This is a genomic window from Brucella sp. 22210 (genome assembly GCF_052045675.1).
Classification (GTDB): Bacteria; Pseudomonadota; Alphaproteobacteria; order Rhizobiales; family Rhizobiaceae; genus Brucella.
Genome location: NZ_JBQEPD010000021.1, coordinates 1 through 14,654, shown reverse-complemented (window position 1 = coordinate 14,654; position 14,654 = coordinate 1). Strand labels below are relative to the sequence as shown.

Below are 14,654 nucleotides of genomic sequence, written 5' to 3'. Positions count from 1 at the left end.
TACTCCCTTACTCCCTTACTCCCTTACTCCCTTACTCCCCTAACATCGCATCCTGCAAAGCGCGCAGTTCGGCGATCTTCGAGCCGGGCTGCGGCGCAGCATTGGCATAGGTGATGAGTTCGCCCTTCTTGATCGGCGCGATGACCGAGCCGTTCTGGAGCAGGCCACAGGGGATAGCCTTGGCCGCGCGGGCTTCAGGCGTCGTCATGATCCATGAGCGATAGCAATATTGGCCGATGGCATCGAGACGGTCGCCCGGCTGCAAATCCTTCTTGGCAACCGCGCAGACTTCCGCCACGGGTTTCGGCAGCGGCACCATATCGGTCTTGCCGTGCAACACCACGCGCGCCACGGTCAGTGGCACTTCCAGCGAGGTGAGGTGGAAAGGGCGGTGGAAGGTGAAATAAGGGCCTTTGCCCATCTTCAAATCTTCCAGACGCTCGACAAGGCGGGGGTGCTCCATCTTGGCAATGACGAAGACGCCCGGCGATACGCCGCGCCCGATGGAATAATCGACCACGCCCGACTTGTTGAGCACGCCGCCGTCTTCCTTCGGGATCAGAGTGCGGTTCAGCTCGTCGATTGCGGCTCTGGGGCCGTGCATGCCAGCAATGTCCGGCACAAGCCCGGTGGCGTTGGCGATGGCCGCCATTTCAACCATCGTCTTGGAGCCGTCGATGAATTCCACCAGCAGGCGGACATTCATGTTCCGGCGGTCCGCTTCTTCCTGATAATCGTCGGGGATCGCATCGAAATTGAGCGGATTGTTCTTGCCCTTGCCAGCGGCCACGACCTTGTGGCCCATGGCGGACACGAATTCGATCAGCTCCATGCAGGATGACGGTTCATCGCCAGCGCCCAGCGAATAGATCACGCCCTGCTTGTCGGCCTCGGCCTTGAGATAGGGGCCGATGGTGACATCGGCTTCGACATTCATCATGACGAGATGCTTGCCGTTGCGGATCGCCTTGATGCCGGTTTCCGCGCCCACTTCCGGAATACCGGTGGCGTCGATGACGACATCGATCAGCGGGTTGGAGAGGATCAGGTCATTGTCGCCCGTGACGGCGATCTTGCCATTCTCGATGGCGCGGGTCATTGCCGCTTCGCTATTGGCTTCCTGCGCGTTTTCTTCGTCGCCATAGGCCGTGCGCACGGCTTTGAACGTGTTCGGCAGCCTGCGGGCGGAAAGCGCGCCGACTTCAATGCCCTGCATCCTTGCCACCTGCGTGACGATGTCGGTGCCCATCTCGCCAGCGCCAATCAGACCGATGCGGATCGGCTTGCCGGTTTCAGCCCGCGCTGCAAGATCGCGTGCCAGTCCAACCAATGCCACATTTGTCGTCATGAAAATCTCCGCAAAGCTGAAGGCCGCAATTTTGTATCTACGCATCCCCGAACGCAAAACCGCTTCACACTTTTGCTGGGAATGCCTGGCCGGTAATCGGTAATATTGTCACGTTCGTGTTGAATTACGTGCGTAATAGACCAACAGTCTCTATATCAACACCGACAGGCGCGCATCCCCAATCTGCGCGACAAAATATGCATCCCTTTATAGGGCCACTGGAGCCAAAATGAGCAGTGTATCCCCCTTCGATCTCGTGATCTTCGATTGTGACGGCGTTCTCGTCGATAGCGAAGTTCTGTCCTGCCTCGCTTTCGAGCGCGTCTATGCCAATCACGGCATGGAACTGCCGCAGGGCACGGTGGCCAAGGGCATCGGCATGAAACAAGCCGATATCATGAAGATGATCGAGGATATGACCGGCCATCGCCTGCCGGATGGTGTCGATGGTGAGTTCTGGCCCGCCACCCGAACTTTGTTTGCCGAAGCGCTGGAGCCGACGATCGGGATCGCGAGCTTCCTGCGTGAACTGCCGCAGAAGCGTTGCGTGGCCTCGTCCTCGCATCCGGAGCGCATTGCCTTCAGTCTGGAAAAGACCGGCATCAACCATTATTTCGGCGATGCCGTTTATTCGTCCACCATGGTCAAGCGCGGCAAGCCTGCACCGGATCTGTTTCTGTTCGCCGCCGACAAGATGGGCGTCGACCCGTCGCGCTGCGTGGTGATCGAGGATTCGCCTTTCGGTGTTGAAGGTGCGATTGCTGCGGGCATGACCGCCTTTGGTTACACCGGCGGCGCGCATACCTATGACGGCCATGCCGAGCGCCTTTCGGCCAAGGGCGCGCATCAGGTTTTCACGCATTGGGATGATATCGCCCGGGAAATTCTGGTTGCCGCCTAAAGTTTATAAGGTAAACAGAAGGCAAATCAGTTCAGCAGGAATGGCCAGCGAATGAAAGACGCAATCACGCTCGATCAGTTGCGCGACGCAATCGGCACGGAAATCGGATGTTCCGAGTGGCGCGAAGTCACACAGGAAATGATCAACCAGTTTGCGGATGCGACGGACGATCATCAGTTCATCCATGTCGATCCGGAACGCGCCGCTAACGAAACGCCTTTTGGCGGTACGATTGCGCATGGCTTTCTGACGCTGTCGCTTTTGTCGACGCTGGCTTATGAAGCGCTGCCCATGCTGGAAGGCGCGACCATGGGCATCAATTACGGCTTCGACAAGCTGCGCTTCCAATCGCCGGTCAAGACCGGCGCTCGGGTGCGTGCACGCTTCAAGCTGGCCGATGCCGATATTCGCCCATCGGGGCGGGTCGTAAATTATTACGATGTGACGCTCGAAATCGAGAACTCGTTGAAGCCCGCCTTGACGGCCACCTGGCTGACGATTGCCGTGGTGGAGCCGCCCAAGGACTAAGGCTGAACGGCATCAAGCCGCTTCGCGATAGGAGACCGGAAGCCGTCCTTCTTCATCGAGAGGGGCGGCTTTTCCTTTATGCGTGGTCATCAGCTCGCGGAAGAAAAACGGGCCATGCAGGAACATGCCGAAATCGTAGAAGTTCTTCTTCTCCGCCCCGCGCACATAGAGAAGGTGCATCAGGAAGAAGTTGCCCTTGGAGCGCTTGTAACGGTTTTCGCTGTGCACATTCTTGAAGCGGACGCGATGGATGAGTGGCGGGTTCTCTGTCTTGATCTTCAGGGCGCTGGCAGGATCGGAACCATAGAAATGGATGATATCCGTCAGCACCTGGAATTCCGACCAGAGAACTGGGCTGTCCTCAAGCACCACGCGCACATCCTCGCGGAGGGCTTTCGCTCGTGGGTGCAGCGCGATCATCATCAGGCAGGAGCCGACCGCGAGCAGCGATACAGGTTGCTGTTTAAGAAGGTCTGGGCGCTGGCGCTGAACGGCGGCAAGCGCCTCGACAGCCGGCACAGTGCCGAGACTATGCGCGACAATGATAACTTCATCCGCATGGCTTTCTTCGATCTTGCGCATCAGCGCCTCGGCAAAGGCCGTCCGGCGCTGGTTCAGCTTCGCGTTGCGGTCATAAATACGATCATAAGCTGCCGACCAGTCGTCAAGCAGATAGGACATGAAGAACTTGTCGCCGGGCTTGCGCACCAGAAGCGTTGCGAGGAAGGCAGCGAGCGGCGCAGACCAGAGAAGATGCAGCGCCGAAAAGCCCGCCAGCATTGGCGCTGTGGCGATAAGGGCCGCAACGCCCAAAATGGCGAGTGACAGCAGGAATGGCCACAGGAAGAACAACACGAAGCGCCAGCTCGTCGTGAGATAGCGCCACAGCGTGCCGGTGAAGAGGATGTTCATGAAGGCGAAGAAGCCGGTCAGCATCCGCCTGGGCGTCGAGCGCGCGGCATAATCGTCAAAAATATCCGCCGTGCCGAACTGGCAGAACGCGGTCTCCGTTCGCCAGCCATTGCCCTCAGTGACGGCCAAGGTCGTGCCGCTATCGTTCGGCTCGTCCGTCATGGGCGGCAGCTTGGTCTTGGCGTTCCAGAGCTTGTCAAAGTCTTTCAGGACTTGCGCGTGGCGCACGCGGACGGCTTTGGGGTGCAGGCCTTCATAGCCTGTGAACTGGATAACGAGTCGCTTGCGGATGGGCATGAAACAAACAAATGGAATCAAAAAACAGGAAACGCGCCGGTTAATTCTGTAGAGGGCCGGTCGCGAGGTGGGGCATCCCCATTGGACGACTATTGAGGCCGAATTATGCGGGAAACGAGCGGCTCATTAACGCATTTGTCTGGCGGGAACTATAGTCAATTGGTGTAAAGACGGTATTTCACAGGGGGAGATGGCCAAATTTGCATGTTGAGGTGGACAGCCCGGGCTCGATCTGGTAATAGCCAGCACCAATTTGCAGCGTTTCCGTTGCGAAGCTTGGGAGCCTTAGGGCGTTGCTCGGCCGGTCAGACCGGCTGAAATCGTTAAAAGACCCCCGAACGGCCTCAGGCTTAACCGAAATTCTAACCGATACGGGAATACACGTGCAGGTACTCGTCCGCGATAATAATGTTGATCAGGCTCTCCGCGCTCTCAAGAAAAAGATGCAGCGCGAAGGTATCTTCCGCGAAATGAAGATGCGCGGCCACTACGAAAAGCCATCTGAAAAGCGCGCTCGCGAAAAGGCAGAAGCCGTTCGTCGCGCTCGTAAGCTCGCTCGCAAGCGCGCACAGCGTGAAGGCCTCGTTGGCGGCGCCCGCGGCGCTCGCTGATCGACCTCAAAACAGGCGCCGCTGTTGTGGCGCCTTTTTGCTTTCCGGTGCTTCCCTCGGTTGCGCCGGTTTTTGCATGTCTTGATTTCAGAATTTTTGTTGCCGAAACAGCTCGGTTTCATCTTTTTATTAAAGTTTAGCGCGGCACCCAAAAAAGTTTCTAGACTTTGGCGGGCCAGTTATGTGTAAAAACAAATGATTAGGATGTTCAGCTTTCGGGCTGGATATTGGAAGGCGATACAGATTGTTTGCTGCCGCCTTTTCGCTGTTTTTATCTGACAGTTCCAGTGAGCCCTTGCCGGGCTGGACCGGACTGAAACGAACAAGGCAGTCCCGCGAGACTCTTCGGCTGTGAAACGCCCATGCGTTGAACGAGAGCCGGGACGGGATGGAGAAGAAACGGGCCGTAACCGCCCGGTTTCGATGGAACTAAAAGGAACACTGTCGTTGCCAACACGCTTGAAGGTGCTGCAATCGTCCGAAACCAGGATTTCGGGAGTTGAGACATTCGGTGCAAACCGTGGGGCTGGAATCGGTCGTCACGGTTTTTTGATTGCCGCCACGCTGTTGGCTCTGACTGTGGCTGGCTGCCAAAGCTCGACCACGACGGCGCTGAGCACTGTTGATCGGGCGCAGGGTTCGAGCGAGAATATCAGCTCGCTCACCAGCGTGATCCAGTCCAATCCACGTGACCCGGAAGGCTACAATGTTCGCGGTTCTGCCTATGGCAAGGCCGGGCGTTACAAGGAAGCGATCCGCGATTTCGATCAGGCGATTTCGCTCAATCCGAATTTCTATCAGGCCTATTCCAACCGCGCGCTGGTCTATCGCTATATGGGCGATACCAACAGGGCTGCGCAGGATTACAGCAAGGCCATCCAGCTCAACGGACAATATGATGCCGCCTATATCGGTCGCGGCAATGTCTACCGTCAGGCGGGCCGTCTGGATCAGGCTCTGAGCGATTTCAATCAGGCGATTGCCTTGCAGACGACCGACGGTCGCGCCTATCACAATCGCGGTCTGATCTATCAGGCCAAGGGCCAGCACAAGCAGGCCATCGAGGATTTCTCCAAGGCGATTTCGCTCAACTCCACAGCGCCGGAGCCTTATAACGGCCGCGGCCTTTCCTATGTGGCGCTGAACGACTACGATAACGCTTTCGACGATTTCAACACGGCCATCACGCTGGATCAGGGCGTTGCGGAAAGCTGGGCCAATCAGGCGCTGGTTTACGAGCATCGCGGTGAAAAGGCGAAAGCCGCCAGCTCTTATTCGAAGGCTGTGCAGCTTGATCCGCGATACCAGCCTGCGAAGGACGGTCTTTCACGCACACGCGGATAATTTGCGAAAACATTTCCAATTCTATGGCGGCGTGCTCCAAAATCGAGCACGCCGCTTTTCTTTATACCTGCCCGCGATATATTAGTGTGTATGTCGCTCTTCGATCACATAGGCTTCAAAGCCAAAGATATTCGCCGCAGCCTTTCATTCTATGAAAGCTGTATGCCTGAGCTTGGGCTGGAAGTTATTGCACGTTCGGGCAGTGGCTTCTTCGTCAGCGGCGGGGAGAGGGCACCTGTGCCTTTCCTCTGGATCCATGGCTCTGGAGGTCCAGCAGACGGCGCGGCTATGGATGCAGCCGAGGCGAAGCCGGGCGAGCATCTGCATCTCATGTTCACAGCTGGAAGCCGCGATGCGGTGGAAGCCTTTCACCGCGTGGCATTGAGCGCCGGTGGCAGCGACAGTGGCGGCCCCGGCTATCAGGGGCCGGAAGAGATGGGCTATTACGCGGCGCTGGTCTTCGATCCCGACGGAAACACGCTGGAAGCGGGTTTCCGTGAGAGGAAGCGGTAAGCGAGCCTGATCAGGCGCGCAGGTTGCGCTTGTCGAGGCGGCTGACCAGACGGTCGCCGATCCACTGAATGCCGCAGACCATGATGATCAGGATGATCACCACGGCGATCATGATCTGTGTTTCAAAGCGCTGATAGCCGTAGCGGATGGCGAGATCGCCCAGACCGCCTGCGCCGATAGCGCCAGCCATGGCCGATGCGCCCACCAGCGTGATGATCGTCACGGTGAAACCGGCAATGATACCGGGCAGGGCTTCAGGAATCAGCACTTCACGCACGATTGTCCAGCGGCTTGCGCCCATTGAGCGCGCGGCTTCGACCAGACCGTGATCCACTTCACGCAGCGATACTTCCGCGATGCGCGCATAATAGGGGATAGCCGCAATCGACAGCGGGACGATGGAGGCCCATGTGCCGATCGACGTGCCGACGATGAAGCGGGTTACGGGGATCAGCGCCACCAGAAGAATGATGAACGGCACCGAACGGAAGCCATTGATGATCGCGCCCAAAAGGGTGTTGACCGTCAGGTTCTGCGCAAGGCCACCTCGTTCGGTCAGGATCATGATGAGGGCGAGCGGCAGACCAACCACGAGCGAGATCAGGCTCGAAAAGCCGGTCATGATGATGGTCTCCCAGAAGGAGCGCCAGAGAAGATCAAGCATCGCCTGAGACATAGCCGAGTACCTCCGTGGCGTCTGCATGGGTGTTGAGATAGCCGATACCGGCTTCGAATTTCGCTTTGTCCTGAGCGGGCAGGCTGATGAAGAGCGTGCCGACCGGCTCGCCCTGGATCGTGTCCATGCCGCCATGGATCAGCTGCGGCACAAGGCCGGTGGCTGCTGCCACATCGTTGAAGAAGGCGCCACGCGCGGCTTCACCTGAAAGCTTGACGCGGAGGATGGCCTTATCCCCCGCCTTGTCCGTCAGGCGCGCACGCCACGAGGCGGGCAGCTCCGGTGTCAGCACCTGCAACATGCTTTGCGTGACCGGCGATTGCGGGTTGGCGAAGACCTTCCAGACCGGGCCTTCTTCGGCAATTGCACCATGATCGAGCACGATAACGCGGTCTGCGATGCGGCGGATGACATCCATCTCATGGGTGATGAGCAGGATGGTCAGGCCGAGCTTGGTGTTGATGTCTTTCAGTAGCGCCAGAATGGACTGGGTGGTTTCCGGGTCGAGCGCCGAGGTCGCCTCGTCGGACAGCAGCAGCGCAGGCTCGGCGGCAAGTGCGCGTGCGATGCCGACACGCTGCTTCTGGCCGCCGGAAAGCTGGGCTGGATAATGGTTTGCCTTGTCGGACAGGCCGACCAGCTCAAGCAGCTCGGCCACACGGCGCGCGCGTTCGGTCCTGGATTTGCCTGCGATCTTGAGCGGCAGGGCGATGTTATCCGTAACGGTCTTGGCCGAGAGCAGATTGAAATGCTGGAACACCATGCCGATGCGGCGGCGCAAAGGGCGTAATTCGGTTTCACCGAGGCCGCTGATTTCGCGACCTTCGATTTGGATCGAGCCTGAGTCGGGCTTTTCGAGGCCGTTGACGCAACGGATCAGCGTGGACTTGCCCGCGCCGCTGCGACCGATAATGCCGAGGATTTCGCCGCGCGAAACGGAGAGCGACACGCCATTGATGGCTGCCGTGTTACCGAACATTCGGCGCACGTCTTTCATCTCGACGATGGGCGCTGTTGCGGTGGATGGCGGTTCAATGAGCGTGGGGGTCACGGGGGTCACGGTCGTTTCTTCTATAGTTTGAAGCGCCGCTGCGCACAGCGGCAAACTGCAATCGGATAAGGCTTCAGGAATGATGAGGCCTGGCTAAGCCATGGAGCTAATGCTCAACGCGATGCTTTTGGGCAATTTTTTTTCATACGTCAATAAAAGCCGCGCCGGAAACAGTTTCCGGCGCGGTGTTTTGCGGATGAAAAGCTTATTTCCAGGCCGGAATTCCGGTGCCCTTATAGGCGCGGTCGAGTTCGGCCTTCACGGCGTCGTTCTGGAACGAAGCGACAAGATTCTTCACCCATTCGGCGTTTTCGTCTTCGGTGCGGACCGCGATGAAGTTGTTGTAAGGATTGTTTTCCTTCGATTCCCAACCGATGGCTTCTTCCTTCTTCAGACCTGCCTTGGCAGCCCAGTCATTGTTGACGATGGCTGCATCGAGATCGTCGATAGAACGACCAACGACACCGGCGTCGAGTTCCTTGATTTCAAGCTTCTTCGGGTTTTCGACGATGTCGATCGGCGTTGCGAGAATGCCTGCATCCGGCTTCAGTTTGATCAGGCCCTTTTCTTCGAGAACGCGAAGCGCGCGGCCTTCGTTCGACGGATCGTTCGGCACGCCGATGACGCCGCCTTCCTTGACTTCGTCGAGGCTCTTGTGCTTGCGCGAATAGATGCCGATCGGCCAGACAGCCGTGTAACCGGCAACGCTGATCTTGTAGCCGTGCTGCTTGATCTGCTCATCGAGATAAGGCTTGTGCTGGAAAGCGTTGGCGTCGATTTCCTTGCGCTCCAGAGCTTCATTTGGCTGGTTATAGTCGTTGAAGGTCACGCGCTCGATGTTGAGGCCGTGCTTCTTGCCTTCTTCGGCGACAACTTTCCAGACGTCTTCGTCTTCGCCGCCCATGATGCCGACCTTGATGGTCTTGTCTTCTGCATGGCTCGGAGCCGAGGCAAAGCCAACGGTCAGCGCAGCAGCGGTGAAAAGAAGGGCTTTCAGGCCGGCGCGGCGGCTCAAAGCGTAACGGGAAAGGGCTGACGACATTTTTGTTTTCCTTGTCTAAGCAACAGAGAAAGCCGGTCCCGGATTGCGATCGTTAGACGATCATTCTCCCCAGCCCTCCTTGATGCCGATAATTCCCGTTTGCATGGAATTAAACAAGGAAAATTTTTTCTGAAAATCGAGAGGCTGCAAGTCTCAAATTGCGTTCACAGACGCGTGAGCGGATTGCCATTTCCGCTCACCATTCTCTCAGGAATCTGGTTCTAGAGCGGCTCCGTAACAGCTGAATCGTCGGAGCTGCTCTAGTTATTTATTTAAGTATTCTCCACCGCATAGGCGCTGCCTTATCGATTATCCGCGATAATCATCTGTGCAGCCTTCTCGGCGATCATCAGCGTCGGCGAATTGGTGTTGCCGGACGTAATGGTCGGCATGATGGACGCATCGGCAATGCGCAGACCTGCAATGCCGTTGACCCGGAGGCGCGGATCGACAACCGCTTCCGCATCCTGTCCCATGCGGCAGGTGCCGACCGGGTGGAAAATAGTCGTGCCGATATCGCCTGCGGCTTTCTCCAGCTGTTCCTGCGTTTCATAGCTCGGACCGGGCTTGAACTCCTCCGGGCGGTATTGCTGCAAAGGCGCCTGCGCAACGATATGGCGGGTGAGGCGGATTGCGTCGGCGGCGACGCGGCGGTCGCTTTCTTCCGCCAGATAGTTTGGCCGGATGGCCGGTTGCGCACGGTGATCCGGCGATTTGATGTGGATCGAACCGCGACTGTCCGGGCGCAGATTACACACGCTGGCCGTGAAAGCGGGGAAGGGGTGAACATTTTCGCCGAATTTTTCGAGGCTCAGCGGCTGCACATGATATTGCAGATTGGCGGTTTCATAGGACGGGTCCGAACGGGTGAAGACGCCAAGCTGGCTTGGGGCCATCGACATGGGGCCGGACTGGCGCAGCAGATATTCCAGCCCGATCATCGCCTTGCCGAAAAGCTTGTTGGCTTTTTCATTGAGGGTTGGAATTCCGGTGACCTTATAGGCGCAACGCAGTTGCAAATGATCCTGCAGGTTCTCGCCAACTTGGCTGCGTTCCAGCGTGACCGGAATGCCTGCCTGTTGCAGCACGTCACCGCGCCCGATGCCCGACAGTTCGAGCACATGCGGCGAGCCGACGGAACCGGCGGCAAGAATGACCTCGCGCCTTGCCTTGACGGTGCGGGTCGCGCCGTTCTGGTCGAAAGTCACACCATTGGCGCGCAGTTCCGCAATCTCGATGCGGCGTACATGCGCACCGGTTTCGACGCGGAGGTTTTTGCGTTCCAGCGCCGGGCGCAAAAAGGCCTTGGCGGTATTCCAGCGAATGCCGCGCTTCTGGTTGACCTTGAAATAGGACACACCTTCATTGTCGCCGCGATTGAAGTCGTCGGTGGCGGGGATGCCAGCGGCAACGGCGGCATCGCGGAAAGCATCGAGAATATCCCAATGCAGGCGGGCATTTTCGACACGCCATTCGCCGCCGGTGCCGTGCAGGGCGCTTGCGCCCGCATAATAATCTTCCGATTTCTTGAACAGCGGCAGCACATCGTCCCAGCCCCAGCCTTCGCAACCGGCCTGCAGCCAGAGATCATAGTCGCGGGCCTGACCGCGCATATAGATCATGCCGTTGATCGACGAGCAGCCGCCGAGCACCTTGCCGCGCGGATAGCCGAGCGCGCGGCCGTTCAGGCCGGGTTCGGCTTCTGTGGTGAAGCACCAGTCGGTGCGCGGATTGCCGATACAATAGAGGTAGCCGACCGGGATGTGGATCCACGCATAATTGTCCTTGCCCCCCGCTTCGAGCAGCAGGACGGAGCGGTCAGGGTTTTCGGACAGTCGGTTCGCGAGGGCGCAGCCTGCCGTGCCCGCGCCAACGATGATGTAATCGTAGGTGTCGGTCATGATTGCATATCCAGTAAAATGCGGAGCCGCGATCAGCAGACGCAGCGGCTCATTGATGGGTAGTTACCCGAACAGTTTCTTTCCTAGACGTGAGGCATAGAACTCTCCGACGATACCTTTACGGAAGAGGATGACGCATGCCATGAAGATGAGGCCGGTGACGATTGTGACTGGGAAGTCGGATGTTGCGAGATAGTTCTGGAGGGCGACGACGAAGGCGGCGCCGACGATGGGTCCGATCAGCGTGCCGATGCCGCCAAGCAGCGTCATCAGGATGACCTCGCCCGACATCTGCCAGCCGACATCGGTCAGCGTTGCAAACTGGAAGACGAGTGCCTTCATGCCGCCTGCAAGGCCCGCAAGGCCTGCCGACATGACGAATGCGGCCAGCTTGTACTGATTGACGGAATAGCCGAGCGATATGGCGCGGTTTTCGTTCTCGCGCACCGATTTCAGGATCATGCCGAAGGGCGAGTTGGTGATGCGCCAGATGGCGAAGACCCCAAGCACGAACACGGCCAGCACAAAGTAATACATGTTCATCTGGTTGTTGAGATCAATGAAGCCGAACAGATATCCGCGCGGCACGCCCTGCAAGCCGTCCTCGCCATGGGTGAAGGCCGCCTGCAGGCAGAAGAAGAAGAACATCTGCGACAGCGCAAGCGTGATCATGGTCGAATAGATGCCCTGACGGCGAATGGCCAGATAGCCGATGACGAGGCCAAGCGCTGCAGCGGCAAGAACGCCGAGGATCAGCCCCACTTCCGGCGTCACGCCCCATTCCTTCACCGTATGCGCGGTGATATAGGCCGCGCCCCCGAAGAAGGCCGCATGGCCGAACGAGAGAATGCCGGTATAGCCAAGCAGCAGATTGAAGGCAGAGGCAAACAGCGCAAAGCACAGCATCTTCATCAGGAAGATCGGATAGACCACGAAGGGTGCGGCGGCCAGTGCGACGATGGCGATGACGAGGATTATGGCCGACAGGCTGTTGATCGCAGGCTTGCGGGATGAAGCAGCACCATGGCTTGCAGCCGTTGCTTTAAGAGCGGTATCAGCCATATCAGGCCTCCTTCCCGAACAGTCCGGCGGGTCGCACCAGAAGAACGATAGCCATGATAACGAAGATGACGATGCTGGAGGCTTCCGGATAGAAGACCTTGGTGAGCCCTTCGGCCAGCCCCAGCACATAGCCGGTGATGATGGCGCCGAGGATCGATCCCATGCCGCCGACAACCACCACGGCAAAAACCACGATGATGATGTTGGAGCCCATCAGCGGGCTGACCTGATAGATCGGGGCCGCCATGATGCCGGCAACGCCTGCAAGACCCGCACCCAGCGCATAGGTGAAGGTGAGAAGCAGCGGCACATTGATGCCGAAGGCTTTGACCAGTGTTGGGTTTTCGGTGGCGGCGCGCAAATAAGCGCCAAGCTTGGTCTTTTCGATCAGAAGCCAGGTGCCAAGGCAGATGATCAGCGAGGCCACGACCACCCAGGCGCGATAGTTCGGCAGGAACATGAAGCCGAGATTATGCCCGCCAGCAAGCGATGGCGGCACCGCATAGGGCTGTCCGGCAGCGCCATAATAATAGCGGAACGTGCCTTCGATCACGAGCGCCAGGCCGAAGGTGAAGAGCAGGCCATAGAGCGGATCGAGATTATAAAGCCGTGACAGCGCCACGCGCTCGACGATCGCCCCGCCGAGACCGACGATGATCGGAGCCAGAACAAGCGCTGGCCAATAGCCGATGCCAAGCCAGCTCAACAGCAGATAGCCGACAAAAGCGCCCAGCATATATTGTGCGCCATGGGCAAAATTGATGATGCGCAACAGCCCGAAGATGATGGCAAGGCCAAGGCTCAGCATGGCGTAGAACGAGCCATTGATGAGGCCAACCAGTAACTGCCCGAGAAGCGCCTGCAGGGGAATACCGAAGATCATTGTCATGTCAGACTCCCAAGGCTTCGTTCAGGGCTGCCATGCGGTCGGGCAGCTCGGCGGTCGGGAAGTTCTCCGTCACCACGCCATGATCCATGAGATAGAAGCGGTCTGCGACCTTGGCGGCAAAGCGGAAGTTCTGCTCGACCAGCAGGATGGTCATGCCGCGCTTCTTCAGTTCCACCAGCACATCGCCGATGCGCTGCACGATGACAGGCGCCAGACCTTCGGTCGGCTCGTCCAGCAGCAGCACCTTCACGCCGGTGCGCAGGATGCGCGCAATGGCCAGCATCTGCTGTTCGCCGCCCGACAGTTTGGTGCCCGGGCTGTTGCGCCGTTCATGCAGGTTCGGGAAAAGCGCGTAAATCTCGTCCAATGACATCAGGCTCTGCTCGCCTTTTGCGACGACCGGCGGCAGCAACAGGTTCTCATGCACGCTGAGCGTGGCGAAGATGCCGCGTTCTTCCGGTACGAAGCCCAGACCCGCATGGGCAATGCGGTGCAAGGGCACGCGCATGATATCCCGACCGTCCAGCGTGATCGTGCCGGTGCGCTTGCGGATGATGCCCATGATGGCGCGCAAGGTTGTCGTCTTGCCGACGCCGTTGCGGCCCAGAAGCGTGATGGTTTCGCCCGGCCAGATGTCGAGATCGACGCCATGCAGGGCATGGCTTTCGCCATACCAGGCATTCAGTCCGCGCACGGACAGGAGCGGTTGGCCTTTATTCATGTTCGGTTCCCATATAGGCGGTGCGCACGCGCTCGTCCTTCGAGACGTCGGCATAGCTGCCGGAGGCGAGGATCTCGCCGCGTTGCAGCACCGTGACATGGTGGGCGATATCGGCCACCACCTTGAGATTGTGTTCCACCATCAAAACGGCGCGATCCTTCGCGACATCGGCAATGAGGGCTGCAATGGTGTGGACGTCTTCATGGCCCATGCCGGCCATCGGCTCATCGAGCAGCAGCACTTTCGGATCGAGCGCCAGTGTGGTGGCGATTTCCAGCGCGCGCTTGCGGCCATAGGAGAGATCGGCAGCCAGTGCATGACGGGCATCGGCAAGGCCGACGCGTTCCAGAAGCTCGATTGCCTGCGCGTCCAGCCGATCCAGCGCCGAGAGCGCGCGCCAGAACTGCGTGGCAAGGCCATTCGGGCGCTGCAACGCCACCTTGACGTTTTCCAGCACAGTCAGATGCGGGAAGGTGGCCGAAATCTGGAACGAGCGCACCAGCCCCATCCGCGCCACTTTGGCCGGATCGGTTTTGGTGATCGTTTCGCCCAGAAGCGTGATCTCGCCGCTTGTCGGCTGCAAAAACTTGGTCAGGAGATTGAACACCGTCGTCTTGCCAGCCCCGTTCGGGCCGATCAGCGCATGAACACGGGCATGTTCCACATCAAGATCGACATTCTTCACCGCGTAAAAGCCGCCAAACGACTTACCTAGTCCCCGCGCCGACAAAACATGACGCCCAGAACCCTGCCGCGAATTGTCCGAACCAGACGGCCCTGCCTCACGCAGAGCCGTATCTCTCACAGTCGAAGCTTCCATCCAATCAGCCTCTTACTGCTTTACCAATGGACAGCCGC

15 protein-coding genes are annotated in these 14,654 nt (G+C 58.6%); 5 read left to right on the top strand and 10 right to left on the bottom strand.

The window, feature by feature from the left end:
* Nucleotides 1-31: 31 nt before the first annotated feature.
* A complete protein-coding gene (locus tag ACTJKP_RS19965; RefSeq protein ID WP_138787186.1) occupies nt 32-1,348 on the bottom strand; it encodes a 1-deoxy-D-ribulose 5-phosphate reductoisomerase in 1,317 nt (438 codons plus the stop codon).
* 229 nt (nt 1,349-1,577) lie between these two features.
* Between ACTJKP_RS19965 and ACTJKP_RS19960 the strand changes: the two genes are divergently transcribed.
* Both ACTJKP_RS19960 and ACTJKP_RS19955 read left to right on the top strand, forming a co-directional pair.
* A complete protein-coding gene (locus tag ACTJKP_RS19960) occupies nt 1,578-2,249 on the top strand; it encodes an HAD family hydrolase (RefSeq protein WP_440631904.1) in 672 nt (223 codons plus the stop codon).
* Nucleotides 2,250-2,300: 51 nt separating this feature from the next.
* Nucleotides 2,301-2,777: a MaoC family dehydratase gene (locus ACTJKP_RS19955; RefSeq protein WP_078341230.1), complete on the top strand. Its 477-nt coding sequence runs from the start codon at nt 2,301-2,303 to the stop codon at nt 2,775-2,777.
* A gap of 12 nt (nt 2,778-2,789) precedes the next feature.
* Here ACTJKP_RS19955 and ACTJKP_RS19950 read toward each other — a convergent pair whose 3' ends face one another.
* Nucleotides 2,790-3,986 (bottom strand): alpha/beta hydrolase, encoded by a 1,197-nt coding sequence (locus ACTJKP_RS19950; RefSeq protein ID WP_440631903.1) that lies wholly within the window; start codon nt 3,984-3,986, stop codon nt 2,790-2,792.
* A 383-nt stretch (nt 3,987-4,369) separates the two neighbouring features.
* On the opposite strand from ACTJKP_RS19950, the gene rpsU reads away from it, so the two are divergent.
* From rpsU to ACTJKP_RS19935, 3 genes are all read left to right on the top strand, one after another.
* Nucleotides 4,370-4,597, top strand: coding sequence for a 30S ribosomal protein S21 (rpsU, locus tag ACTJKP_RS19945; RefSeq protein WP_078341232.1), 228 nt, complete (start codon nt 4,370-4,372; stop codon nt 4,595-4,597).
* A 423-nt stretch (nt 4,598-5,020) separates the two neighbouring features.
* Nucleotides 5,021-5,941: a tetratricopeptide repeat protein gene (locus ACTJKP_RS19940; RefSeq protein WP_440631937.1), complete on the top strand. Its 921-nt coding sequence runs from the start codon at nt 5,021-5,023 to the stop codon at nt 5,939-5,941.
* 90 nt (nt 5,942-6,031) lie between these two features.
* Complete coding sequence (locus ACTJKP_RS19935; RefSeq protein WP_440631902.1) at nt 6,032-6,454, top strand: VOC family protein; 423 nt, start codon at nt 6,032-6,034, stop codon at nt 6,452-6,454.
* A gap of 10 nt (nt 6,455-6,464) precedes the next feature.
* On the opposite strand, the gene ACTJKP_RS19930 is transcribed toward ACTJKP_RS19935, so the two are convergent.
* The 8 genes from ACTJKP_RS19930 to ACTJKP_RS19895 form a co-directional block, all read right to left on the bottom strand.
* Nucleotides 6,465-7,130, bottom strand: coding sequence for a methionine ABC transporter permease (locus ACTJKP_RS19930; RefSeq protein ID WP_440631901.1), 666 nt, complete (start codon nt 7,128-7,130; stop codon nt 6,465-6,467).
* Nucleotides 7,111-8,127 (bottom strand): methionine ABC transporter ATP-binding protein, encoded by a 1,017-nt coding sequence (locus tag ACTJKP_RS19925; RefSeq protein ID WP_440631936.1) that lies wholly within the window; start codon nt 8,125-8,127, stop codon nt 7,111-7,113. Before ACTJKP_RS19925 ends, ACTJKP_RS19930 begins: the two co-directional genes overlap by 20 nt.
* Before the next feature lie 259 nt (nt 8,128-8,386).
* Nucleotides 8,387-9,223, bottom strand: coding sequence for a MetQ/NlpA family ABC transporter substrate-binding protein (locus tag ACTJKP_RS19920; protein WP_078341236.1), 837 nt, complete (start codon nt 9,221-9,223; stop codon nt 8,387-8,389).
* Nucleotides 9,224-9,525: 302 nt separating this feature from the next.
* Nucleotides 9,526-11,124, bottom strand: coding sequence for a GMC family oxidoreductase (locus tag ACTJKP_RS19915; RefSeq protein ID WP_440631900.1), 1,599 nt, complete (start codon nt 11,122-11,124; stop codon nt 9,526-9,528).
* A 63-nt stretch (nt 11,125-11,187) separates the two neighbouring features.
* A complete protein-coding gene (locus ACTJKP_RS19910; RefSeq protein WP_440631899.1) occupies nt 11,188-12,186 on the bottom strand; it encodes a branched-chain amino acid ABC transporter permease in 999 nt (332 codons plus the stop codon).
* Between the two features lies 1 nt (nt 12,187).
* The gene (locus ACTJKP_RS19905; RefSeq protein ID WP_078341355.1) at nt 12,188-13,075 is read right to left on the bottom strand and encodes a branched-chain amino acid ABC transporter permease; all 888 of its coding nucleotides are present in this window, start codon (nt 13,073-13,075) and stop codon (nt 12,188-12,190) included.
* A 1-nt stretch (nt 13,076) separates the two neighbouring features.
* Nucleotides 13,077-13,796, bottom strand: a complete 720-nt coding sequence (locus tag ACTJKP_RS19900) for an ABC transporter ATP-binding protein (RefSeq protein ID WP_078341354.1) — start codon at nt 13,794-13,796, stop codon at nt 13,077-13,079.
* The gene (locus ACTJKP_RS19895) at nt 13,789-14,616 is read right to left on the bottom strand and encodes an ABC transporter ATP-binding protein (protein WP_440629869.1); all 828 of its coding nucleotides are present in this window, start codon (nt 14,614-14,616) and stop codon (nt 13,789-13,791) included. Before ACTJKP_RS19895 ends, ACTJKP_RS19900 begins: the two co-directional genes overlap by 8 nt.
* Nucleotides 14,617-14,654 lie beyond the last annotated feature (38 nt).